Genomic DNA, 22,151 nt, shown 5'->3' with positions numbered 1-22,151 from the left:
TCCGCTCTCACTTGCAGCTTAAAGCTTGGCGCTTGAAGCCCAACTAACGGAGTTCCGATGCTACAGGTCCAACACCTTCACCAGTACTACGGCGGTAGCCACATCCTGCGCGGCCTTTCGTTTGAGGTGAAGGTCGGCGAAGTCACGTGCCTGCTCGGGCGCAATGGCGTGGGCAAGACCACCCTGCTCAAGTGCCTGATGGGCCTGTTGCAGTCCAAGGAAGGCGCGGTGAATTGGGAAGGCAAGCCGATCACCACGTTCAAGCCGCATCAACGGGTGCATGCCGGGATTGCCTACGTGCCCCAGGGCCGGGAGATTTTCGGGCGGTTGACCGTCGAGGAAAACCTGCTGATGGGCCTGTCGCGGTTTCCCGGTTCTGAAGCCAAGGAAGTCCCGGCCTTCATCTACGAGCTGTTCCCGGTACTGCTGCAAATGAAGCAGCGCCGTGGCGGGGACTTGTCCGGTGGGCAACAGCAGCAATTGGCGATTGGCCGTGCGCTGGCCAGTCGTCCGCGCCTGCTGATCCTCGACGAGCCCACCGAGGGCATCCAGCCGTCGGTGATCAAGGAAATCGGCGCGGTGATCAAGAAGCTCGCGGCCCGGGGCGACATGGCGATTTTGCTGGTGGAACAGTTTTACGATTTCGCCGCCGAACTGGCCGATCAATACCTGGTGATGTCCCGGGGCGAGATCGTGCAGCAGGGTCGCGGTGAAAATATGGAAGCCGAAGGTGTGCGCGGTCTGGTTACGATCTAACCTGTAGCGTCCTAACGATAATTAGAAACCATGAATTTACCTGCACCCACTGTCCTGTTTACCCCGAGCTGGCACGCCGAGCTGGAGCTGGGCTACGCCCGTTTCGGCGACAGCACGCGCCCGGTCCTGCGGCGGCACCAAGGTCCGCTGCGGGTGCAAAAGCACCTGTACGCCGAAGGGCCCGAGGTGTGCCAGCACATCATCGTCCACCCGCCGGGCGGGATTGCCGGCGGTGATCGGCTGGACATCAGCGCCAGCGTCGGCGTCGATGCCTGGGCCCAGATCACCAGCCCGGGCGCCGCCAAGTGGTACCGCGCCGCCGGCCCCGCCTATCAGCAGCTGGACTTGCAGGTGGCGGCCGGTGCGACACTGGAATGGCTGCCCCAGGAGACGATCATCTTCAGCGCCGCCCAGGCAGAACTCAGTACCTCGATCAACCTTGAAGGCGATGCCCGGTTGTTCTATTGGGACGTGGTCGCGCTGGGGCGTCCGGCCAGCGGCGAACGTTTCGACCTCGGGCACTTTCAGGCAAAACTGGATATCCGCCGCGACGGCCAGTTGCTCTGGCACGAACGCCAGCGCATTGTCGGGGATGATGGCTTGCTCGACTCGCCGATCGGGCTCGATGGGCAACCGGTGTTTGCGACGTTGCTGGTGACCGGGGAGATTGATAGCGATTTGCTGGAACAGTGCCGCTCACTGCCCAATGACGTGCGCGGGGATCTGACCCAGTTGCCGGGGCTGTTGGTGGCGCGGTGCCTGGCCAGTGAGGCGCTGCTGGCGCGGGGTTGGCTGATTGATTTGTGGCGGTTGCTGCGGCCCGCATTGCTCGGACGCGAAGCCGTCCCCCCGCGAATATGGAGCACCTGAACACTGATCCTTGATCATCGATCCACGGATCTCCTGATCACCGATCTCCTGTAGGAGCGAGGCTTGCCCGCGAAGCTTTTGGCGGCCTCAAGGTCCCCTTCGCGGGCAAGCCTCGCTCCTACAGGGTTGTAGTGACCTTTTATCTGCCGATATGGATTCCAACGATGGACCTGACCCCACGCGAAAAAGACAAGCTGTTGATCTTCACCGCCGGCCTCGTCGCCGAGCGGCGTTTGGCTCGCGGCGTGAAACTCAATTACCCGGAAGCCATGGCCTACATCTCCGCGGCGCTGCTCGAAGGTGCCCGTGACGGTCGCACCGTGGCCGAGCTGATGCATTTCGGCACCACCCTGTTGAGCCGTGAACAAGTGATGGAAGGCATCCCGGAAATGATCCCCGAGATCCAGGTCGAAGCGACGTTCCCCGACGGCACCAAACTGGTCACCGTCCACCAACCGATCGCTTGAGGCCGCGCCATGACTTATCTGATTCGTGATGCGCTGCACGCCGACCTGCCGGCGATCCGCGACATCTACAACGATGCGGTGCTCAACACCACCGCGATCTGGAACGAACAGGCCGTGGACCTGGGCAACCGCCAGGCCTGGTTCAGCGCCCGGCAGGCCCAGGGTTATCCGATCCTGGTGATCGTCGACGGTGACAACGCAGTACTGGGCTACGCTTCATTCGGTGACTGGCGGCCGTTCGACGGGTTTCGCTACACCGTCGAGCATTCGGTCTACGTGCGCAGCGACCAGCGCGGCAACGGCCTCGGCCTGCAATTGATGACCGAGCTGATCGAACGCGCCAAAGGCTGCGACAAGCACGTGATGGTCGCCGCCATCGAAAGCGGGAATGCCGCCTCTATTCGTCTGCATGAACGCGCCGGTTTCATCATCACCGGACAGATGCCCCAAGTGGGCACCAAGTTCGGCCGCTGGCTGGACCTGACCTTCATGCAACTGACCCTCAATCCTGGCGCGGAGCCGCCAATCGCCAACAAGGAGTGACACCCGATGAACGCCGCCCAACTGCGCCGCGTGAATGTTGAAAGCTTTGCGCACTATCGCCAGGGTTTGATCGATTTGCTGCTGGATGCTGTGGGTTACGGCGCCAGCGTCGGTTTCATGGCTGATTTGGATGCGACACAGGCCCGGGCTTATTTCGATGAGGTCCAGGCCGACCTGAACCAGGGCAATGTGCTGCTGTGGGTGGTGGTCAAGGACGAGCAGGTGCAAGCCAGCGTGCAATTGACCCTGTGCCAGAAAGCCAACGGCTTGAACCGCGCCGAGGTGCAGAAGTTGTTGGTGCGTGAACACGCCCGCCGTCGCGGCCTGGGCCAGCAATTGATGAGCGCCTTGGAACTCGCCGCCCGCCAGCACAAGCGCGGCATGCTCTACCTCGACACCGAGGCCGGCTCCCCCGCCGAAGATTTCTACAAGGCCTTGGGCTACACCCGCGCCGGCCAGATCCCGGATTACGCCTGCGATCCCGCCGGCAATTACCGGCCGACCGCCCTCTACTACAAGATTCTGCAAGGAGTGAATGGATGATTCCCGGTGAATACCAGATCCAGCCCGGCGACATCGAACTCAACGTCGGTCGCCGCACGGTCAGCCTGAAGGTGGCCAACAGCGGCGACCGGCCGATCCAGGTCGGCTCGCATTACCATTTTTTCGAAACCAACGACGCCCTCACCTTCGACCGCGCCGCCAGCCGCGGCATGCGCCTGAACATCCCGGCCGGCACCGCCGTGCGCTTTGAGCCGGGGCAGAGTCGGGAAGTCGAGCTTGTCGAGCTCGCGGGGTTGCGCCGGGTCTTTGGGTTTGCGGGAAGAATCATGGGCGACTTATAGATCGGCTTCAGCAGCCAGTAACAAGCAGCAAGCTGCAAGCTGCAAGCTGCAAGAAAGAGCAGTTTGCGGCCCCCCCTATCCGCTTTTACTTGAGGCTTGCAGCTAGAAGCTTGCAACTCAATTACGAGGAACGAGTAATTGAAGATTTCCCGTCAGGCCTACGCCGACATGTTCGGCCCTACCGTCGGTGACAAGGTGCGCCTGGCCGACACCGAGCTGTGGATCGAGGTGGAAAAAGACTTCACCACCTACGGCGAAGAAGTGAAGTTCGGCGGCGGCAAAGTCATCCGCGACGGCCAGGGCCAGAGCCAGTTGCTCGCGGCCGAAGTGGTCGACACGGTGATCACCAACGCCCTGATCATCGATCACTGGGGCATCGTCAAAGCCGACGTCGGCCTCAAGGACGGACGCATCGCCGGCATCGGCAAGGCCGGTAACCCGGACGTGCAACCGAACGTGACCCTCGCCATCGGCGCCAGCACCGAAGTCATCGCCGGGGAAGGCATGATCCTCACCGCCGGCGGCATCGACACCCACATCCATTTCATCTGCCCGCAGCAGATCGAAGAAGCGCTGATGAGCGGCGTCACCACCATGATCGGCGGCGGCACTGGCCCGGCCACCGGCACCAACGCCACCACTTGCACCTCCGGGCCGTGGCACCTGGCGCGCATGCTCCAGGCAGCGGATGCGTTCCCGATGAACATCGGCCTCACCGGCAAGGGCAACGCCAGCCTGCCGGAGCCGTTGATCGAGCAGGTCAAGGCTGGCGCCATTGGCCTGAAACTGCACGAAGACTGGGGCACCACTCCGGCGAGCATCGACAACTGCCTGACCGTCGCCGATCAGTACGACGTGCAAGTGGCGATCCACACCGACACCCTGAACGAGTCCGGCTTCGTCGAAACCACCCTCGCCGCGTTCAAGGGCCGCACCATCCACACCTACCACACCGAAGGCGCGGGCGGCGGTCATGCGCCGGACATCATCAAGGCCTGCGGCTTCCCGAACGTGTTGCCGAGTTCGACCAACCCCACCCGGCCGTTCACCCGCAACACCATCGACGAACACCTGGACATGCTGATGGTCTGCCATCACCTGGACCCGAGCATTGCTGAAGACGTGGCGTTCGCCGAAAGCCGCATTCGCCGCGAAACAATTGCCGCCGAAGACATCCTCCACGACCTCGGCGCGTTCTCGATGATCAGCTCCGACAGCCAGGCCATGGGCCGGGTCGGCGAAGTCATCACCCGCACCTGGCAGACCGCCGACAAGATGAAAAAACAGCGCGGCGCGCTACCGGGCGACGGCGAAGGCAACGACAACTTCCGCGCCAAACGCTACATCGCCAAGTACACCATCAACCCGGCGATCACCCACGGCATCAGCCATGAAGTGGGTTCAATCGAAGTCGGGAAATGGGCGGATCTGGTGCTGTGGCGCCCGGCGTTTTTCGGGGTCAAGCCAACGCTGATTCTCAAGGGCGGCGCCATTGCGGCGAGCCTGATGGGCGACGCCAACGCCTCGATCCCGACGCCACAACCGGTGCACTACCGCCCGATGTTCGCCAGCTACGGCGGCTCGCTGCATGCCACCAGCCTGACCTTTATCAGCCAGGCCGCCCAGGACGCCGGATTGCCCGAAGCCCTGGGTTTGAAGAAGAAAATCGCCGTGGTGAAGGGCTGCCGCGACGTGCAGAAAACCGACCTGATCCACAACGACTACCTGCCGAACATCGACGTCGATCCGCAGACGTATCAGGTCAAGGCCGACGGGGTTTTGTTGTGGTGCGAACCGGCAGAAACCTTGCCGATGGCCCAGCGTTACTTCCTGTTCTGACACCCGCAAAAAACCACTGTGGGAGCAAGCGTGCTCCCACAGGTTTTTTTGTGGCGATCAGGATTCGGTGACCACCGTGAACGGCAATTCAACCCGCTGCAGCCTGGCCCGGTCCATGGCTTCCTGGGTCAGTTTTTTCAGCAAGGCATCCATGTCATCGAGGATGAGTTTGAGCTGAGCGTCATAGGCTTCATCGGTCATGACCTGCCCCGCGGCAATCTCGCTATCCGGTAGATCCAGCGCCGTGGCCAGTTCCTTGAGTTATTCATTCAAGCGTGCCAGGGCGTCCGGCGTCACGTCAGCGTCGGCTCGCTCATCCATCGCCACCTTGAATTCGGTGGTGAGGTCGACCTTGCGCCTGAACACATCAAACGCCTCGCGGTTCTGCCCCTCGACCCAGGTTTTCCAGAACGGCACCTCGGCAATCGCATCGCGCAGCAAATCCCCCTCCTCCAACGCCAGCACTCGCTCATACGCCGCATCAATCATCGCTTGCGTGACTCCGGCGATGTTGCGGAACTGCATGCCCCGGGCCTGCCAGGGCAGATCAAGGCGTGCGGCCAGGTCGGTCATGTACGCCAGATGCACTTCCACCACGTCGATCGTGCCGACGACGTCACCCTGCTCGTTGACACGGCGGTAGGTTTCACCCGCCGCCAAGCGTTCGGAGACGCGGCGCCGGGCGATGGCATCGAGCTGGTTCAGCCGTGACTTGCCCCGCGCCAGCGTCACCAGTTCCGCCTCGATCAGGGCCGGATTGGTCAACTGATACGCCTCGTGGGTCAAGACTTCGATACCCATCGCGTTGAACACATGAGTGAGCCCATCCACACACTCGGTGGGCGCCAGGGCTTCGGCAAAGAGCTTTTCCCGCAGCTCGGCGTTCTCGGCCATGGCCTCCAGCATGCGCCAGACTTTGGCCGTCAGATCGGCACGGTAAGCGCCGGCAGCCTTGAAGTCGGCGGTCTGGGTCAGGGACCTGATGCGATTGAAAAACGGTTCGGAACCCCACTCATCTTCCAGCGCGTCCCACACCGGCATGCGCCTACTCCATTGGGTTTCGGACATGCCTGCGGCCCAGTAGACCCCATCCACGGAACTGCGAGGCGGATACGGACGATCCGGATCCATGCCCACGGACTCGATATACATCCTCAGTTGCTCCAGGGTTTCGGCCGACATCCACTGTGGGCTGCGGCTCACATGGGTGCGGGCGAGCAATTCGGCACGCGCCGACCCTGGCGCCACGACCGGCACCAGGCTGATGGGGTTGTTACGCAGGTCGAGGTAGATATTGCGCGGGCGCGGGCTGGCAAACAGCCCCATGGGCCAGGTGTCGATCCCGGTGCTGTTGAGCAGCAGCACCTGCAAACGCGCCATGCCGCTGACATCCGGCAGGCGACGCAATGGATTGCCGCTGAGCGAAATGGATTCCAGGCGGACCATTTTGCGCAGCTGCGCCACCGCGAGGTCCGTCAACTCGATCTGGTTATTACTCAGCGACAATTCGGTGAGGTAACGCATGTCACCCACCGCTGCGGGCAGGCGATTCAACCGGTTGCCGGTCAGGCTCAGCCAACGCACCCGGCCAAACGGCTTGAGAAAATCCATCTGGCCTGTGAGCAAACCGTTGTTGCGCAGGTTCAGGCCGGTCACGTGATCGAAATTGGCCCGGAGCGGCGGCATGGTCGCCAGCAGTTCGCCCAGGTTGTGATTGTCGAGATCAAGCAACTGCGGATGATCCTCCCCAATCACTTCAGGGCCTCGGGGCCCGAGGCGCTGCCAGCAGCGACGCAGCGCCGTCGCCACTTTGTTGCGGGCATCCCACTGCGCCATGCTGCGCGAGGTCAGGTTCAACACCCTCGAATTGACCCAACGGGACAATCGGTTGTTCAGGTCGTTGAACTCGGCTTCCAGTGCGCGCATCTGCACGGATATCGAAGTGCCTCTTTGCTGGAACTTCGCGATCAACCAATCGAGGTCTGCCTCGGAAAATCCGGGGTACAGGGACCTGGCGCGATGGCGCAGAATCCCCACGTCCGGCACATACCCATGGCCGCTCTGCATGCCGCCGCGCAACTTCATGGTCTGGGGGTCGTAAGCCGGTTTGCGCTGCGGTGAGTCCTGCAGGATCAGCGCCAGTCGATCATGGGCCAAGGGGGCTTGCTGCACCTGCAACTTGAGCTGGGCCCCCTGATTGATTTCATAGCCCAGCGCCTTGCGTTCGGTATCGGGCAAGGCATGCAGCAGCGCACCGTACAGATCATCCGCGCCGTGCAAATGCTGATCCCGGGCATCGCGGGTCTCGAAAGTGCCGTCCTCATTGAGCACCAGTACTTTGCGAATCGGTGCATCCGCCGGGCCGACGCTGTCACGCAGCGCGCCATTGAATGAAAACAGGCGCACCTCGATCCGCACGTTTTTCGACCACCCCGGCAACGCCGCGATGCTGTGCAGCGCCAGGCGATCGGCGTCCGCGCTGGCCAGGTCCTTGAGGTACAAACCCTCGTAGGCGCGCACCACCCGCACCTCCTCCAGGGCCTGGCGTGCCTGGGCGTCCAGGCGCAGCGGCAGGCGACCTTTTTGCGCCATGAACCTCAAGTCCTCGGCATGCGCCTGCTCCAGCAATCGTTGGCCGACGCTGCCCGGCAACCCGGGGTATTTGTCCTGAAGCACGATCAACCGGGCATCGCGAGTCCGTTCAGCGGCGTGATAAAGCGAATCGAACAGACGCCGGGTCTGGCGCCCGGCATGCATGGCCAGGCGTGCGCGCAATGCCTCCAGGCGTGGGTTGCGATCCACCGACAGCCGCGTGCCGAGCAGGTCGTGGATTTCGTGTTCCTTGAGCGAATCCAGTACGCGCCCGGGCAAGTCCCCGCCCTTGAGATGCGCGCGGCTGAGCTTGATCGTGTCTGGCGCCGTCGCGTGGACATTCCCGTACTTGATCGAGGGACCGGACAGAGCCTGCGTATCAAACAGTTCAATCGCCCGGGCTTCGGGCCAGCCAGGCAGTTCGGTGACAAAGGTCGGCAGGAACCCTTCCAGGGTTTCCGACATCCGGTTATCGAGGATCTGCCGCCCCACGGCTTCGGCCTCGGCGTAGGCCTTGAACCGCTTGAGGGTGTCGCTGAGCAACGGTGGCGGGCTTTCATGCTCGGCGTGCAGTCGGCGCAATACGCGCTGATCGACGCCGCTGACCGTGCGAATCTGCGCCTGGGTCGGCTCGGCAAACGCCTCCAGCGCATGCCCCAGCCGCCGCCAGACCTTCGCCTCGTCCCAGGCCAATGGTTGCTCCAGTTCGGTGGCCCAGGCGCCGGCGCCGTTATGGGCAAGTCGGGGTCGGTAGGCGTTGGCTCGGGTCGGGTGTTCGATGCGGTACTCGCCCGTTGCGGGTTCGGTGCTCACCCGATAGCGGGTGTTTTCCAGGGGCAACAGGGTTTTGCCGTCCTGGTGGTGCAAACCCAGTTCGTCGGGGCCAGAAGTGTCGGGCAACGGCTGGTCATGGGCATAGGGCGCAAGGTCGGGTTTCCACAGGCTGGGCTGGCCATCGGGCAGTTCCACCGGGCGCAGGCTGTCGAGCACCGGCGAGGGCCGGATCGGCGTGACGCCGCCGGGCAGCACATGCCCGGCGCCCATCATCGCCAACTGGGCGCCGTTGATCAGCACCGAAATAATGTGCCCCGCCGCTTCATCGCGGTCGCCCTTGCTCCAGTCCTCAAGGCCTTCGGCCAGTTCTTCGAGGAGCTGCGCCGCCATGACCACGAGCACGGCCTCGCCGACGCCCGGCACCAGCATCGCGGCGAAGTTGAAGACATTCCAGGCGATGTCGAGGTAGCTGGTCAGGCGCTTCCAGCGGCTTTGGGCATCTTCGTCGCCGGTCGGTACGGCAATCAGCCGGGCATCGCTGATCAACTTGTCCCGGCGCTCGACGTACCGGTGGCTCCACAGATTGCCGGTGATGATGTTGGTGATCGGTTCCGGGTCGGGATTTTCCACCGCTGTTTCGCGCCACCATGGCCCCATGTCCAAGGGTTCGCGCTGCTGCCAGGTGAAGGTCCTGAGGCGTTCCTTGACCCGGCTGAAGAACACACCCTTGTCGTTCTGCGCGACAAACCGGCTGAAGAACGCCTGGTAGTCGGGCCTGTTCAACTGGCTGACCAGGGTTTTCATGAAGTCGGTGAACGAGTCGTACTGCTTGAGCGGATGGTCGGGATCATCCGGGATGTACACCAGCAGGCTGCCCACCAAACGGCTTTGGCGATACGTGTCCTGGTTGCGCGCCAGTGCCTCGGACAGGCCCCTGGGCCCGTTGGCGAAAAAGGCCCTGAGCAGTTTGATCCGTTCGTATTCCTGGCCCGGCAGGATCGGCAGTTGTTGCGAGACATCCAGCACCACGCTGAGCAAAGGCCCGGCCATGGCGTCGACGGCTTGCTTCGCCCAGCCCGGTTCAGCCACGGCGCTGAACAAGGTAATGCCGCTCATCCTGAAGCCCATCAGCGACAGGCGATGGTTGAGCATGGGCGCGCCATTGAGCTGCTGCCCAGGGGTGCCGTCGTGGACGGCGAGCAGGCAGGCATAACCGTGGGCGGTAATCTCGCCCTTGAGCAACGCCCGGAACGCCGCGTATTTGAACGCCGCTTTGTCGCTGTCCACCGATTGCTGCTGCAAGGTCATCCTGGCCGTGGCCGCGACCGGCTGCAAAATCGCCTGGATATGCGCCTGGTACTGCGCCCCCAGGTCCAGGCGCCGGCACAACGCGACAAACTGCGCCACCGTCAGGGCATGTCGCACCGGCGCGCCATCGGCATCGCGGGTGAAAATCCCGGAACCCTCACGCCAGGCCTTGGGCTCGGCTTCGCTGGCTTCGAAATTGTGCAGGGCTGCGTCCAGCAGGCTCAGTTGTCTGAACCGGCTGGCATCACGGTCAATGCCAAAGATCAAGGTATCGGGGATATACAGGCGCAACTCGGCTTCGCGCACATCCAGCGTCAGGTTTAAGTGTTCTTTTAGTGCGTTGACCAATAACGGTTCGGCAAACTTGCGAACATCCTGTTGCAACGTGCCGGTCAACGTGTCGAGTTGCCCTTGTAAGAACCAGCGGCGACTGAACAAGTCCTTGAGACTTTCTCGATCAATCTTTCGCGCCTTGAGGTACCAGTCAGGAAAGGCGCCCCGTACGGGTTCGGCCGCCAGCAGGTGGGCCTCGGGAGCCTGCCCCTGCCAATGCTGGAGGGACTGTGCAACACGCTCATAAGCGCCTGCATTTTCATTAATACCGGGAATATAAGCGGGCACTGGCGTGCGGGTGTCTGGTGAATCTTGCATATCGCTATCGTCCTTGATGACAAAGCCATCAGGCTAGCGATTATTGTTCATCAACAATAATGCAAAAACACGAAGTGTCCCCGCCCTTAAACAACGTCGACCTTTCAACATTCCAAAAGCCGACTATATATAAATACCACCGGGCGCCTCTCCATTTGTGCGGTGTTTACCTGACCGGGAAGGCGCTAAGATGCGGGTCACTTTCCGCCGTACCTGCTCAGGATTCTGCTCCATGCGTTTAAGCGAATTCATCGTGGTAGAGGTCGATCGTGTCGTCGATGAATGGGAGCAGTTCGCCCGCGCGATCACCCCTGACGACAACCTGGATCGCGCCACCTTGCGCGATCATGCCCGCTCCATCCTGCTGGCCGCCGCCCGGGACATGACCACCGCGCAGACCGCCCAGGAACAGGCCGCCAAGGCCAAGGGTGACGGCCCGGAGAAAACCCCCAGCCTGGACAAGGCCGCCGCCAGCCATGGCGAATTGCGGCACAACGTCGGCTTTGACCTGGTGCAGATGACCTCAGAGTTCCGTCATCTGCGCGCCTGTGTCATCCGGCTCTGGGTCGAGAGCCTGCAATCGCCGGACCTCGCCTACTTCCAGGACATGATCCGCTTCAACGAAGCCATCGACGAAGCCCTGGCCGAGTCGACTGCGGCCTATGCCGAGCAGGTCAATCATTCCCGGGATATTTTCCTGGCGATCCTCGGCCACGACCTGCGCGCACCGTTGCAGGCGGTGAGCATGTCCACCGAAATGCTGATGCGCAAAGCCAATCTCGAAGGTGACGCCCTGACCTGCGCGCACCACATCAAGCGTGGCACCCGGCACATGGCGGCGATGGTCAGTGATTTGCTGGAACTGGTGCGCAGTCGCCTGGGCAAGAGCTTGCCCATCGAACCAAAACCGATGGACCTGGCCGACGCCGCGCGCGAAGCCATTGCCCAGGCCTGCGCCGGCAACCCCGAATGCGATCCGACGATCACGGTGCAGGGCGATACCCACGGCACCTGGGATGCCGGGCGCATCAATCAGCTGTTGCAGAACCTGATCGGCAACGCGTTGCAGCATGGCTCGAACAAGCGTGACGTCAGTGTAGTGCTCAGCGGCGAGGCCGACTCGGTGCGCCTGACGGTGCATAACTATGGCGTGCCGATTCCGGAAGAGGCGCTCGGCACCATTTTCGATCCCCTGGTGCGCAACGCCGACGAAGAACTCGGGCAGCCGTCGACCAGCCTCGGTTTGGGCTTGTTTATCGTCAAGGAAGTGGTAAACGCTCACCGGGGCACGATCGAGGTCAGCTCCAGCGAATTGGAGGGGACGTTGTTTACGGTGGTGTTGCCCAGGAAGGTGTGATGGCTTGGGACCGCTTTTGTGGCGAGGGGCAAGCCCCCTCACCACAGGTTCAGTGCCTGCTGCTACTCAACGACCAACCTTCCCAACCGCTGCTTGAGCATTCGATTCTCAGCCCGCAGCTGCTGCACTTCTTCCAGCAAGTCCAGCGCCAGCGCGACGCCTTCCCACTCCAGCTCCAGATCGCGCCGCAGCTTGGCGGCGCGTTTGGCCAGGGCCAGTTCGTAATCGTTGAAACGCCAGTCCTTGGGCGCAGAGCCCTGAGGTTCGAGGATGCCGTGTTCGACGATTTCGATCACGTAGACGTCCGACAGCTCGGTCGCCTCACAGAATTCTGCCATGTCCAGTTGAACGATCAGGGGACTGCTCATTGTCAGTAGCTCCAGGGTTCTAGCGGATCAAAAATTTTCCCGTGGGTCGAACGCGGCTTTCTGCGCCAGCTCTTGCCACAACGCCTTGACCTCATCGTCCGAGGCTTTCGGCATCACGGCCTTGAGCTGCACGAACAGGAAGCCACGCTCGCCCTTCTTGTTCAGCAAGCCATGGCCCTTGGCGCGCATGCGCTGGCCATTCTGGCTGCCGGCCGGGACCTTGAGGTTGATCTTGCCGGTCAGGGTCGGCACCGCGACTTCGGCGCCCAGCGCCAGCTCCCAAGGAGCCAGCGGCAAGGTGATGATCAGGTTCTCGCCTTCGACGTCGAATTTCGGGTGCGGGGCGAAGCGGATGATCAGGAACAGGTCGCCATTGGCGCCACCACCGGTACCCGGCGCGCCCTGGCCCTTGAGGCGAATACGCTCGCCGTCGGCCACACCGGCCGGGATCTTCACGTTCAGGCTTTTCGAGGTGTTGCTGACATGCTGCCCAGCCGCGTTGTACTGCGGCACCTGGAAAGTGACCTTCTTCGATTCGTTCGAGAGGGTTTCTTCCAGAAAAATTCCAAGTTCCATTTCCACGTCTTGCCCTCGACGTCCGGCACTGCGACGCGACTCTCCACCCCCAAAACCAGGCCCACGGTTGCCGAAGATCGAACTGAAGAAGTCCGAAAAATCGCCCGTGTCCTGACCGCCACCGAAACCACCGCCGCCGCCGCCACGCCCCTGCCAGCCTGGCGGGCCCTGGAACGGTTGGCCGTGCTGGCCGTATTTGCGCAAGTCGTCATATTCGGCGCGCTTGTCGGCGCTTTTCAGCGCTTCATAGGCTTCCGAGGCGTCCTTGAACTTGGCCTCGGCGTCTTTTTCCTTGCTGACGTCGGGGTGGTATTTGCGGGCCAGCTTGCGATAGGCGGCTTTAATCGTCTTATCGTCCGCGGTCGGTTCCACACCGAGAATCTTGTAATAGTCTTTGAAGTCCATCTAAGGATCACCATCCGTTATCAAAATCGCGCCGCTACCCCGACAGCATGCGCGCATTGCAGGCTGTCGGGTTGACCGATCTCAAGTTTGTGACCGGGCAGCGCATCAGAAGTTTATCGGCAGCGGCGGGCGGTTCTTGCGACCGCCAAATGGCTGCCAGGGTCGATGCAGACAAGTTTGGGGCATCGTGCCCGCTTATCAAGGCGCTATTGCCGGTGATTTAGCGGATAGTCGGCCTTCGAATCTTCGCCGCACTGGCATACACTGCGCGGCCGTTTTTTAACCGGAACTCGAAAGACATGAAAAACGCATCCCCAGCCCGTGCCTGTGGTATCGACTTCGGCACGTCCAACTCCACCGTCGGCTGGCTACGCCCCGGCATGGAAACGCTGATCGCGCTGGAGGACGACAAGATCACCCTGCCCTCGGTGGTCTTCTTCAACATCGAAGAACGCCGCCCGGTGTACGGCCGGCTGGCGCTGCACGAGTACCTGGAAGGCTACGAAGGCCGGCTGATGCGCTCGCTCAAGAGCCTGCTGGGTTCCAAGCTGATCAAGCACGACACCAGCGTCCTCGGCACGGCGATGCCGTTCAAGGACTTGCTGGGCCTGTTCATCGGCCAGTTGAAGAAGCGCGCCGAAGCCGAAGCCGGTCGTGAGTTCGAAGAAGTGGTGCTGGGTCGCCCGGTGTTCTTCGTCGATGACGACGAACTGGCGGACCAGGAAGCCGAAAACACCTTGGTCGACGTGGCCCGCGCCATCGGCTTCAAGGACGTGTCGTTCCAGTACGAGCCGATTGCCGCGGCGTTCGACTACGAGTCGACCATCGAAAAAGAAGAGTTGGTGCTGATTGTCGACATCGGCGGTGGTACCTCCGACTTCTCGCTGGTGCGCCTGTCCCCTGAGCGGCGCATGCACGACAACCGCCACGACGACATCCTCGCCACCGGCGGCGTGCACATCGGCGGGACCGATTTCGACAAGCAACTGAGCCTGCAAGGCCTGATGCCGCTGTTCGGCTACGGCAGCCGCATGAAGAGCGGCGCCTACATGCCCACCAGCCACCACATGAACCTGGCGACCTGGCACACCATCAACTCGGTGTACTCGCAGAAGTCGACGTTGGCCCTGGGCAGCATGCGCTACGACATCGAAGACACCGGCGGCATCGATCGCCTGTTCAAGCTGATCGACCAGCGCGCCGGCCACTGGCTGGCCATGGAAGTGGAAGAAACCAAGATCCAGCTGACCCACGCCGACAGCCGCCATGTACCGCTGGACCGCATAGAGCCGGGCCTGAGCGTGGAACTGACCCGCGCCTTGTTCGAATCCGCCATCGACAACCTGCTGGAGCGCGTGCGCAACAGCGTCACGCAACTGCTCAACGATGCCAACGTGCGGGTTGATCAGGTCGATACGGTGTTCTTCACCGGCGGTTCCAGCGGCATCCCGGCGCTGCGCAACAGCGTCTCGGCGATGCTGCCGAAGGCGCGGCATGTGGAAGGGAATATCTTTGGCAGCATCGGCAGTGGTTTGGCGATTGAAGCCATGAAGCGTTACGGCTGCTGAGAAGCAGCGGTAAGTTGCAAGCTTCAAGCGGCAAGTAAAAAGCAGGAGCGAACACCGCCACTGCTTTGACTTGTCGCTTGAAACTTGCGGCTTGCAACTGCTTTTAAACCATCCCTACCAGCTTCAACTCACTCTTCAAATACGCGTAATAAATCGGCCCCGCCACCACCCCCGGCAGGCCGAACGCGGCCTCGAACACCAGCATTGCCAGCAGCAACTCCCACGACTTGGCACTGATCTGCCCGCCGACGATGCGCGCGTTGAGGAAGTATTCGAGCTTGTGGATAAAGATCAGGTAACCCAGCGCCGCCACCGCGACCCAGATCGACAGCGACAAACCGACGATGGTGATCAGGGTGTTCGACATCAGATTGCCGATCACCGGCAACAGGCCGAGCAGGAAGGTCAGCACGATCAGGGTTTTGGTCAGCGGCAGCTTGATGCCGAACATCGGCAGGATCACCGCCAGGAAAATCCCGGTGAAGAAGGTGTTGAGCAGGGAAATCTTGATCTGCGCGAACACGATGTTGCGAAACGCCTGGACCAGCAGGTGCAAGCGGTCGAACAGCGCGGCGGCCAGCGGTTTGCGCTTGGTCACGTCCGGCACCCGCTGCAAGGCGATGATCGCGCCCAGCACCATGCCGATCAGCAACGTCACGAACATGTGCGCCGCGTCCTTGCCCACCAGTTGCAAATCGCTGAGGTGTTTGCTCATCCATTCGCCAATGGCCACGCGGAATTCGGCGGCGCTGGCCGGCAGGTAAACATCGATGAACGGCGGCAACTGCCCGCGGGCGCGGTCGACCACGTGCATGAATTTGTCGAGGGAAGCCCCGGGGTTTTCCGCTTCGTGCAATAGAAAACTGATCGCACCGGCAAAGATCAGCGCCAGCACGCTGACCACCAATGTGCCGAGCAACGCCACCGCCAGCCAACGGGCGCGGCGACCTTCGATCAGCCGCTGCAACTGCGGCGTGAGCATGTTGACCAGTTCAAATACCAACAACCCGGCCAGCAGGCTGGGCAACAGGCGCAGCGGGATCACCAGCAGCAGCCCGCCAAAAATGATCACCCAACTGACCAACAGCAATACATGACGCTGAGAAAACGTTGGCATACAGCCTCAAAACGAACGGCGTAAAAGGATGGGCAGTCTGCCAGCGATCCGAGGTCAGCACTAGGAATTGTGCATAACCTGTAGGAGCAAGGCTTGCCCGCGATGGGCGCGCCGCGAATACCCATGACACACCGCGTTATCGTTCATCGCGGGCGAGCCATGCGCCTACAGGGCCGGATTATTTCTTCTTCAGGCAATCGCTCATGAAGGTTTTGCGCGCATCGCCCGTGAGGGCTTTGGTCTTGGCGTCCGCGTTGCAGGTTTTCATTTTTTCCTGCTGCGGGGTCAGGACTTTCGCGTCATTGGCGGCCGGGGCGGCTTTGAGGCAGGTGCTCATGAATGTCTTGCGCTCATCGCCCTTGAGGCTTTTCGCGGTAGCGTCGGCATTGCAGGTGGTCATTTTGTTCTGTTGGGCCGTGGCGGCGAAGCCCTGGGAGCAGAGCAGCAAACCGATCATCAACAAAGGGACACGCAACATCTTCATGGAGTTTTCTCCTTGTTGCCGCACCGATGGATGCGGCCTCGCCCTGAAGTGTAGACAAACCCTGTAACACCTTCACCTGGTCTCGAGGTGGCTGCGGCGATATTGCTCCGGCGTGCACCCGGCCTGGCGCTGAAACATGGCGATAAAGGCCGAACCGGTGCTGTAGCCCATGTCGAAGGCGATGTCCTGAATGCTGTGCTGGCTGCCCAGCGCTTCAATCGCCGCGAGGAATCGCAGGCGCAGGCGCCACTCGCCGAAACTCATGCCCAATTCACGCACGAATTGCCGGGCCAGGGTGCGTTCGCTGACGTGAATCTGCGTCGCCCACGCCGCCAAGGGCCGGTTATCCCCGGGCTCGGCCTGCAAGGCTTCAAGTATCCCGAGCAGCCCCGGACTGCTGGCGTAAGGCAAATAACAGGCGTGCTCGGGGGCCTGTTGCAATTGATCCACCAACACCTGGGCCAGGCGCACGTCAGTGTCCTGTTCGGGAATCTTCACGTCGCGAGCGGCGAAGTCCTTGAGGATCGCCTTGAGAATGTCGCTGATGGCCAGGGTGCACGCTTGTTGCGGCAGATCCCGGCACAGCGACGGCGCCAGGCACACCGCGCGGTAGTTGATCGGCTGGTTGCTGTAGAAACTGTGCTCGGTCTGCGGTGGCACCCACACCGCGTACTGCGGCGGCGACATGAAGCGGCTGCTGCCGATTTCCATGTGCAACACGCCATTGGCCGAATACTCCAGGGTGCCCCACGGGTGGCGGTGGGCCGAGGCGTATTCGTGGGTGTCGAAGTCGGCGTAGCGGAAGTACACCGGGGCCGGCAGTTCGCTGAAATCCAGCAGATCGATGTGTTTACTGCTCATGCTGTCCGTCATCAAGGGCCGATTGTCTGGATCGGAGTATAGGCTTGCATCCAGACAGGCGGATAATTGCGCCTCATCAACGTTCTGGTTTCTCTCCCATGCAATATGCGTTTCCCCTGCTGGCCATTTTCATTTGGGCCGGCAATACCGTGATCACCAAGATGTCGGCCGGCGCGATCTTCCCCGCCGAGATCGGTTTCTATCGCTGGCTGCTGGCCGGGATTCTGTTCACGCCCTTCATGCTCAAACCAGTGATCGCCCACTGGCCGATGATCCGCCCCAACCTGTGGAAGATCTTCGTCCTCGGCGTGCTCGGCATGGCGGTTTATCAGAGCCTGGCGTACTTCGCGGCGAGCCTGACCACCGCCACCAACATGGGCATCATCCTGTCGTTGATGCCGCTGATGTCACTGACGATGGCGATCATCAGCCTCGGCCAGCGCCTGACCGCCGGTGCGCTGTCCGGTGCGGTGCTGTCGTTTGCCGGGGTGCTGGTGGTGGTGTCGTCCGGCAGCCTGAGCGCATTGCTGGAGCACGGGGTGAACCTGGGCGACGCGATGATGCTGATCGCGACTCTGGCCTACGCGATCTACAGCACGCTCCTGAAAAAATGGCAGCTGCGCCTGCCGCCGCTGGTGTTGCTGTATTTGCAGGTGCTGGTGGCGGTGGTGGTGCTGTTTCCGCTGTTCGTGGCCTCGCCAAAAATCGGCCCGACCTGGCAGAACATCCCGCTGGTGCTCTACGCCTGCCTGCTGGCCTCGATGATTGCGCCCTTGGCGTGGATGCAAGCCGTGGTGCGCCTGGGGCCGAGCCGGACCACGCAGTTTTTCAACCTGCTGCCGCTGATTACCGCACTGATTGCGGCGGTGGTGTTGCATGAGCAGTTGGCGATGTATCACCTGGTCGGCGGGATGTTGACGTTGGGTGGGGTGATTTTGTCGGAGCGGTGGACCACCGTGTTGGGGCGCACCTAATCCTTTGTGGCGAGGGGGCTTGCCCCCGTTGGGCTGCGTAGCGGCCCCATTTTGCGACCGCTACGCGCTCGAACGGGGGCAAGCCCCCTCGCCACAGGCGGTCTAAAGACCTGCCGCTTTCAACCGCGCCGCATGCTCGACAAACAACCGAACCGGCTGCGCGCCCTTCCCCACCAGCCCCAACGACTGGTTGACGATATCGAAGTGATCCATCGGGTATTCATCGCCGATCACCGTCCCCAGGTGCGAGCTGTAGCGCCCGACCATCCCGTCGCAATGCCCCTTTTCCCGCACGAAGGTTGTCGCGAATAACCGGCAAAACCGGTTGGTCCCATCGAACAGATTGCCGCCGCGATCGGTCTTGCCCGGCTGCAAGGTCCCGGACCAGGAGTAATAACGCACGCCGTTGACCTCCTCCGGCCCGTGCCCGCCCCAGGTTTGCGGCAGGCCCTGTGGATAACGCTGGTTGAACAGCGCCACGCCGGTAGTCGTCAGGGATTCGTGGGAGGCATGGATATCCACCGGCAGTTTCGGCCCGCGATAACCGGTTTCCAACACACTCATCAAGCCACCGATCAGGCGCAGCAAAACCGCCAGTACGCGCCCCTTGGCGCTGTCCGACGGATAGTGTTTGTGCAGGTAATCCGCCAATTCCGAACCGTGGTTCGGCCCGGCCACCGACGTGACCGACGCCACCCGATCCGGGCGTTTGGCAGCGGCATAACGCGCGGTCAGCGAGCCTTGGCTGTGGCCGATCAGGTTGACCTTCTCGGCTCCGGTTTCGCGCAGGATCTCGTCGATCCGCGCCAGCAACTGCTCGCCGCGCACTTCGCTGGAATTGAGCGGCGACACCTGCACCGCAAACACCACCGCACCACCACGGCGCAACGCCGCGACGATCCCGAACCAGTACGGATACAGCAGCAAACGGATGAACCCGAGCATTCCGGGAACCAGCACCAACGGGTAACGCGTGGCGGAACCTTGCGACATGGGCGGACATCCTTGTGATCGGTGAGATGACGCAAGGCGGGATGCAAGACATCAGCCAAGCATCGCCACCGAACATGACCAGTCTATGACATCCGCGTTACTTCAAGCCCACCACCCCCGCCACGATCAACCCGACCGAGACCAGTTTGAGCGCCGTCAGGCTCTCGCCCAGCAGCGCAAACCCGAGAAACACCGTGCCCAGCGACCCGATGGCGGTCCAGATCGGGTAGGCGATGCTCACCGGCAACTCGCGCATGGCCAGGGTCAGGAAATAAATCCCGCCGACCGCCGCCGCCACCGTGATCAGCGACGGCCAGAGCCGGGTGAAACCTTCGGCGTACTTCATGCCCATGGCGAAGGTCACTTCGAAACCGGCGGCGATCAGCAGAAACACCCAGGCCATCTAGAACTCCCTGGCCAGCGCCAACAGACGCTGTTCGGCCTCGGCGGCGGAGATCTGGAAAGTACGCTCGGCGGACTCTTCACCTTCGGCGGCGACCACCGTGATGTCGGTGATGCCGATGAAACCCAGCGCGGTGCGCAACAACGGATCGGCGTGATTCATCGCTTCCAGCTCACCACCCGGGCCAAAACCGAAGCCGCCGCGACTGGTGACGATCAGGGCTTTCTTGCCCCGCACCAACGGTTCGTACTGCGCCACGCCATTGTCCAGGGTGTGATTGAAGGTCAGCCCGAGCCGCACGATCTGATCGATCCAGGCCTTGAGGCCGCTGGGCACGCTGAAGTTGTGCATCGGCGTGGAAATCACCAGCACATCGTGGCCGAGCAATTCGCCCACCAGTTCATCGCTGAAGGCCAGATCGGCCTGCATCGACAACGGCCGGGCCTCGGGTTCGGGGTAAAACGCCGCTGCCACGAACGCCTCGTTAACCGGCGGAATCAACGCCCGACCGACTTCACGTCGGGTCAACTGCGACTGCGGATGACGGGCCTGCCACGCCGACAAAAACACCTCGGCCAGACGCCGGGAATGGGAACGTTCCCCACGGGGGCTGGCGTGAACCGCAAGAACTGTGCTCATCTGAAAACTCCTTAATGGCTAAACTGCTTGAGGCTTGCAGCTTGAAGCTCGTAGCTGTTCTTCTTCAAATGAACAAAAGTCAGTCAGGATGAATTCATTTCATCCATGGAGTTCCCATGTTTGCCTCGCTGCCTCTGACCGCCCTACGCGCCTTTGAGTCCGCCTCGCGCCTATTGAGTTTCAAGGCCGCCGCCGAAGAACTCTCGGTAACGCCCACGGCGATTTCCCATCAGATTCGTTCGCTGGAGAGTTGGCTTGGCATTGCGCTGTTCGAGCGATTGCCGCGTCAGGTGCGCCTGACTGATGGCGGTGAACGTTTGTTCCAGAGCCTGCACGGTGCCTTGCTGGAAGTGGCGCAGAGCGTCGACACCCTGCGCCCGCAACGCAGCGGCGCCAGCCTGACGCTCTCCACTACCGCCGCCTTCGCCGCGTTGTGGCTGGTACCGCGACTCGGGCGCTTTTATGCCCGGCACCCGACCATCAGCCTGCGGCTCGATACCCATTGCGAAGTCATCGATTTGCATCAGGACGCCAGCGTCGATCTGGTACTGCGCTACAGCCTCGACGATTACCCGAACCTGTATGGGCTGTGCCTGTTCGATGAATCCTTCGGCGTTTATGGCTCTCCCGAGCAGGTAGCGTCGGCGGCCAGTCGGGTACCAACGCTGATCAGCGTGCGTTGGCATAACTCCAAGCTCTACGCCCACGGTTGGGAAGCCTGGTGCGCGAAGTCCGACGAAACCTGGCTGGCCGGGCGACCGGCGGTGCGTGAATACGACGAAGAGCATTACGCCCTGCAAGCGGCGATTGCCGGGCAAGGGCTGGTGTTGGCGAGCAATATCCTGGTGTCCGAAAGCGTGGCCAGCGGGTTGCTGGTGCCTTACAAGGGCGAGGTTCAAGTGGAAGGCGCCGGCTATGCCGCGTTGTGTGTGCCGGGGCGTGAACGGCATCCACCGGTACGCGCATTTTTTGCGTGGTTGCAGGAAGAAGCAGCGGCGTCTGGTCTATTGCCAAGATCAAAGGCTCAACCCACCTCCCCGTAGGAACTGCCGAAGGCTGCGATCTTTCACGCCCGTCAAATACATCAAACTTTTCGCGACGCTCATTACTCACATCTTAAGTAGCGATCACGTCCCCAGAGGCGTGACGCCCACCGGATTAGCCTCCAGGAGATCGAGATGAGCGACATGCATTTGTCTGATGTAACCACCCTTCGCGCACGAGCCCGCCAGAACGTCGAGAACGGCGCCGTGACCGAAGGCTACAGCGCCGACCGCGAAGAAGTGCTGCGCCTGCTCAACGAATCGCTGGCCACCGAATTGGTCTGCGTGTTGCGCTACAAGCGCCACTACTTCATGGCCAACGGCCTCAAGGCCCATGTGGCCGCCGACGAGTTCCTTGAACACGCGACCCAGGAAGCCGAACACGCCGACCGCCTGGCCGAGCGCATCGTGCAACTGGGCGGTGAGCCGGAATTCAACCCCGACCTGCTGTCGAAAAACTCCCACGCCCAATACGTGGCCGGGAAAGACCTCAAGGAAATGGTCTACGAAGACCTGGTGGCCGAGCGGATCGCCATCGACAGCTACCGCGAAATCATTCAGTACATCGGCGAAAAAGACCCGACCACCCGCCGCATCTTCGAAGACATCCTGGCCCAGGAAGAAGAGCATGCGGATGATATGGCCGACATTCTGAAAGACCTCTAACCCCTGATCGTTCCCACGTTCCGCGTGGGAACGATCTTGTAGACGCCGCACA

22 protein-coding genes are annotated in these 22,151 nt (G+C 61.8%); 12 read left to right on the top strand and 10 right to left on the bottom strand.

Going from position 1 to position 22,151, the window contains the following annotated elements; genetic code table 11:
* Positions 1-57: 57 nt before the first annotated feature.
* The 7 genes from urtE to ureC all read left to right on the top strand — a co-directional run bounded on the left by urtE (position 58) and on the right by ureC (position 5,320).
* Positions 58-756, top strand: coding sequence for an urea ABC transporter ATP-binding subunit UrtE (gene urtE, locus FQ192_RS23205; RefSeq protein ID WP_149660632.1), 699 nt, complete (start codon positions 58-60; stop codon positions 754-756).
* A gap of 30 nt (positions 757-786) precedes the next feature.
* On the top strand, positions 787-1,626 hold the full coding sequence (locus tag FQ192_RS23200; RefSeq protein ID WP_149660630.1) for an urease accessory protein UreD: 840 nt from the start codon (positions 787-789) through the stop codon (positions 1,624-1,626).
* Positions 1,627-1,790: 164 nt separating this feature from the next.
* A complete protein-coding gene (gene ureA, locus FQ192_RS23195; RefSeq protein WP_033055605.1) occupies positions 1,791-2,093 on the top strand; it encodes an urease subunit gamma in 303 nt (100 codons plus the stop codon).
* 9 nt (positions 2,094-2,102) lie between these two features.
* Complete coding sequence (locus FQ192_RS23190; RefSeq protein ID WP_149660629.1) at positions 2,103-2,636, top strand: GNAT family N-acetyltransferase; 534 nt, start codon at positions 2,103-2,105, stop codon at positions 2,634-2,636.
* 6 nt (positions 2,637-2,642) lie between these two features.
* Positions 2,643-3,179, top strand: a complete 537-nt coding sequence (locus tag FQ192_RS23185) for a GNAT family N-acetyltransferase (protein ID WP_149660628.1) — start codon at positions 2,643-2,645, stop codon at positions 3,177-3,179.
* Positions 3,176-3,481 carry an urease subunit beta gene (locus FQ192_RS23180; RefSeq protein ID WP_149660627.1) on the top strand — a complete coding sequence of 102 codons (306 nt, stop codon included), beginning with the start codon at positions 3,176-3,178 and terminating at the stop codon, positions 3,479-3,481. The genes FQ192_RS23185 and FQ192_RS23180 overlap by 4 nt, the downstream gene beginning before the upstream one ends.
* A gap of 138 nt (positions 3,482-3,619) precedes the next feature.
* Positions 3,620-5,320 (top strand): urease subunit alpha, encoded by a 1,701-nt coding sequence (ureC, locus tag FQ192_RS23175; protein WP_149660626.1) that lies wholly within the window; start codon positions 3,620-3,622, stop codon positions 5,318-5,320.
* Positions 5,321-5,377: 57 nt separating this feature from the next.
* On the opposite strand, the gene FQ192_RS34090 is transcribed toward ureC, so the two are convergent.
* Both FQ192_RS34090 and FQ192_RS23170 read right to left on the bottom strand, forming a co-directional pair.
* The gene (locus FQ192_RS34090; protein ID WP_178129204.1) at positions 5,378-5,521 is read right to left on the bottom strand and encodes a hypothetical protein; all 144 of its coding nucleotides are present in this window, start codon (positions 5,519-5,521) and stop codon (positions 5,378-5,380) included.
* A 60-nt stretch (positions 5,522-5,581) separates the two neighbouring features.
* Entirely contained in the window at positions 5,582-10,645 is a 5,064-nt protein-coding gene (locus FQ192_RS23170; RefSeq protein ID WP_149660625.1) for an NEL-type E3 ubiquitin ligase domain-containing protein, read from the bottom strand.
* Between the two features lie 232 nt (positions 10,646-10,877).
* On the opposite strand from FQ192_RS23170, the gene FQ192_RS23165 reads away from it, so the two are divergent.
* The gene (locus FQ192_RS23165) at positions 10,878-12,002 is read left to right on the top strand and encodes a sensor histidine kinase KdpD (protein ID WP_149660623.1); all 1,125 of its coding nucleotides are present in this window, start codon (positions 10,878-10,880) and stop codon (positions 12,000-12,002) included.
* Between the two features lie 62 nt (positions 12,003-12,064).
* Here FQ192_RS23165 and FQ192_RS23160 read toward each other — a convergent pair whose 3' ends face one another.
* Both FQ192_RS23160 and FQ192_RS23155 read right to left on the bottom strand, forming a co-directional pair.
* Positions 12,065-12,370 carry a chaperone modulator CbpM gene (locus tag FQ192_RS23160; RefSeq protein ID WP_149660622.1) on the bottom strand — a complete coding sequence of 102 codons (306 nt, stop codon included), beginning with the start codon at positions 12,368-12,370 and terminating at the stop codon, positions 12,065-12,067.
* A gap of 27 nt (positions 12,371-12,397) precedes the next feature.
* Positions 12,398-13,351 (bottom strand): DnaJ C-terminal domain-containing protein, encoded by a 954-nt coding sequence (locus FQ192_RS23155; RefSeq protein ID WP_149660620.1) that lies wholly within the window; start codon positions 13,349-13,351, stop codon positions 12,398-12,400.
* A gap of 299 nt (positions 13,352-13,650) precedes the next feature.
* On the opposite strand from FQ192_RS23155, the gene FQ192_RS23150 reads away from it, so the two are divergent.
* Positions 13,651-14,919, top strand: coding sequence for an Hsp70 family protein (locus tag FQ192_RS23150; RefSeq protein WP_149660619.1), 1,269 nt, complete (start codon positions 13,651-13,653; stop codon positions 14,917-14,919).
* A gap of 103 nt (positions 14,920-15,022) precedes the next feature.
* Here FQ192_RS23150 and FQ192_RS23145 read toward each other — a convergent pair whose 3' ends face one another.
* The 3 genes from FQ192_RS23145 to FQ192_RS23135 all read right to left on the bottom strand — a co-directional run bounded on the left by FQ192_RS23145 (position 15,023) and on the right by FQ192_RS23135 (position 17,381).
* Positions 15,023-16,036, bottom strand: coding sequence for an AI-2E family transporter (locus FQ192_RS23145; protein ID WP_149660617.1), 1,014 nt, complete (start codon positions 16,034-16,036; stop codon positions 15,023-15,025).
* A 178-nt stretch (positions 16,037-16,214) separates the two neighbouring features.
* Positions 16,215-16,520, bottom strand: coding sequence for a PsiF family protein (locus tag FQ192_RS23140; protein ID WP_003221193.1), 306 nt, complete (start codon positions 16,518-16,520; stop codon positions 16,215-16,217).
* Between the two features lie 72 nt (positions 16,521-16,592).
* Complete coding sequence (locus FQ192_RS23135) at positions 16,593-17,381, bottom strand: helix-turn-helix transcriptional regulator (protein ID WP_178129202.1); 789 nt, start codon at positions 17,379-17,381, stop codon at positions 16,593-16,595.
* A gap of 98 nt (positions 17,382-17,479) precedes the next feature.
* On the opposite strand from FQ192_RS23135, the gene FQ192_RS23130 reads away from it, so the two are divergent.
* Positions 17,480-18,355 (top strand): DMT family transporter, encoded by an 876-nt coding sequence (locus FQ192_RS23130; protein ID WP_149660615.1) that lies wholly within the window; start codon positions 17,480-17,482, stop codon positions 18,353-18,355.
* A gap of 102 nt (positions 18,356-18,457) precedes the next feature.
* Here the strand turns inward: FQ192_RS23130 and FQ192_RS23125 are convergent, their stop codons facing one another.
* The 3 genes from FQ192_RS23125 to FQ192_RS23115 form a co-directional block, all read right to left on the bottom strand.
* On the bottom strand, positions 18,458-19,348 hold the full coding sequence (locus FQ192_RS23125; protein WP_149660614.1) for a triacylglycerol lipase: 891 nt from the start codon (positions 19,346-19,348) through the stop codon (positions 18,458-18,460).
* Between the two features lie 97 nt (positions 19,349-19,445).
* Positions 19,446-19,751 carry a multidrug efflux SMR transporter gene (locus tag FQ192_RS23120; protein ID WP_149660613.1) on the bottom strand — a complete coding sequence of 102 codons (306 nt, stop codon included), beginning with the start codon at positions 19,749-19,751 and terminating at the stop codon, positions 19,446-19,448.
* Complete coding sequence (locus tag FQ192_RS23115) at positions 19,752-20,390, bottom strand: FMN-dependent NADH-azoreductase (RefSeq protein WP_149660612.1); 639 nt, start codon at positions 20,388-20,390, stop codon at positions 19,752-19,754.
* A 116-nt stretch (positions 20,391-20,506) separates the two neighbouring features.
* On the opposite strand from FQ192_RS23115, the gene FQ192_RS23110 reads away from it, so the two are divergent.
* Together FQ192_RS23110 and FQ192_RS23105 are read left to right on the top strand one after the other, a co-directional pair.
* The gene (locus tag FQ192_RS23110) at positions 20,507-21,433 is read left to right on the top strand and encodes a LysR substrate-binding domain-containing protein (RefSeq protein ID WP_149660611.1); all 927 of its coding nucleotides are present in this window, start codon (positions 20,507-20,509) and stop codon (positions 21,431-21,433) included.
* Between the two features lie 135 nt (positions 21,434-21,568).
* Positions 21,569-22,099, top strand: a complete 531-nt coding sequence (locus FQ192_RS23105; RefSeq protein ID WP_149660609.1) for a bacterioferritin — start codon at positions 21,569-21,571, stop codon at positions 22,097-22,099.
* Positions 22,100-22,151 lie beyond the last annotated feature (52 nt).

The organism is Pseudomonas sp. ANT_J12 (assembly GCF_008370045.1).
Classification (GTDB): domain Bacteria; phylum Pseudomonadota; class Gammaproteobacteria; order Pseudomonadales; family Pseudomonadaceae; genus Aquipseudomonas.
Note: the sequence above shows the minus strand (reverse complement) of the source record. Positions and strands in the feature narration are given on the sequence as shown.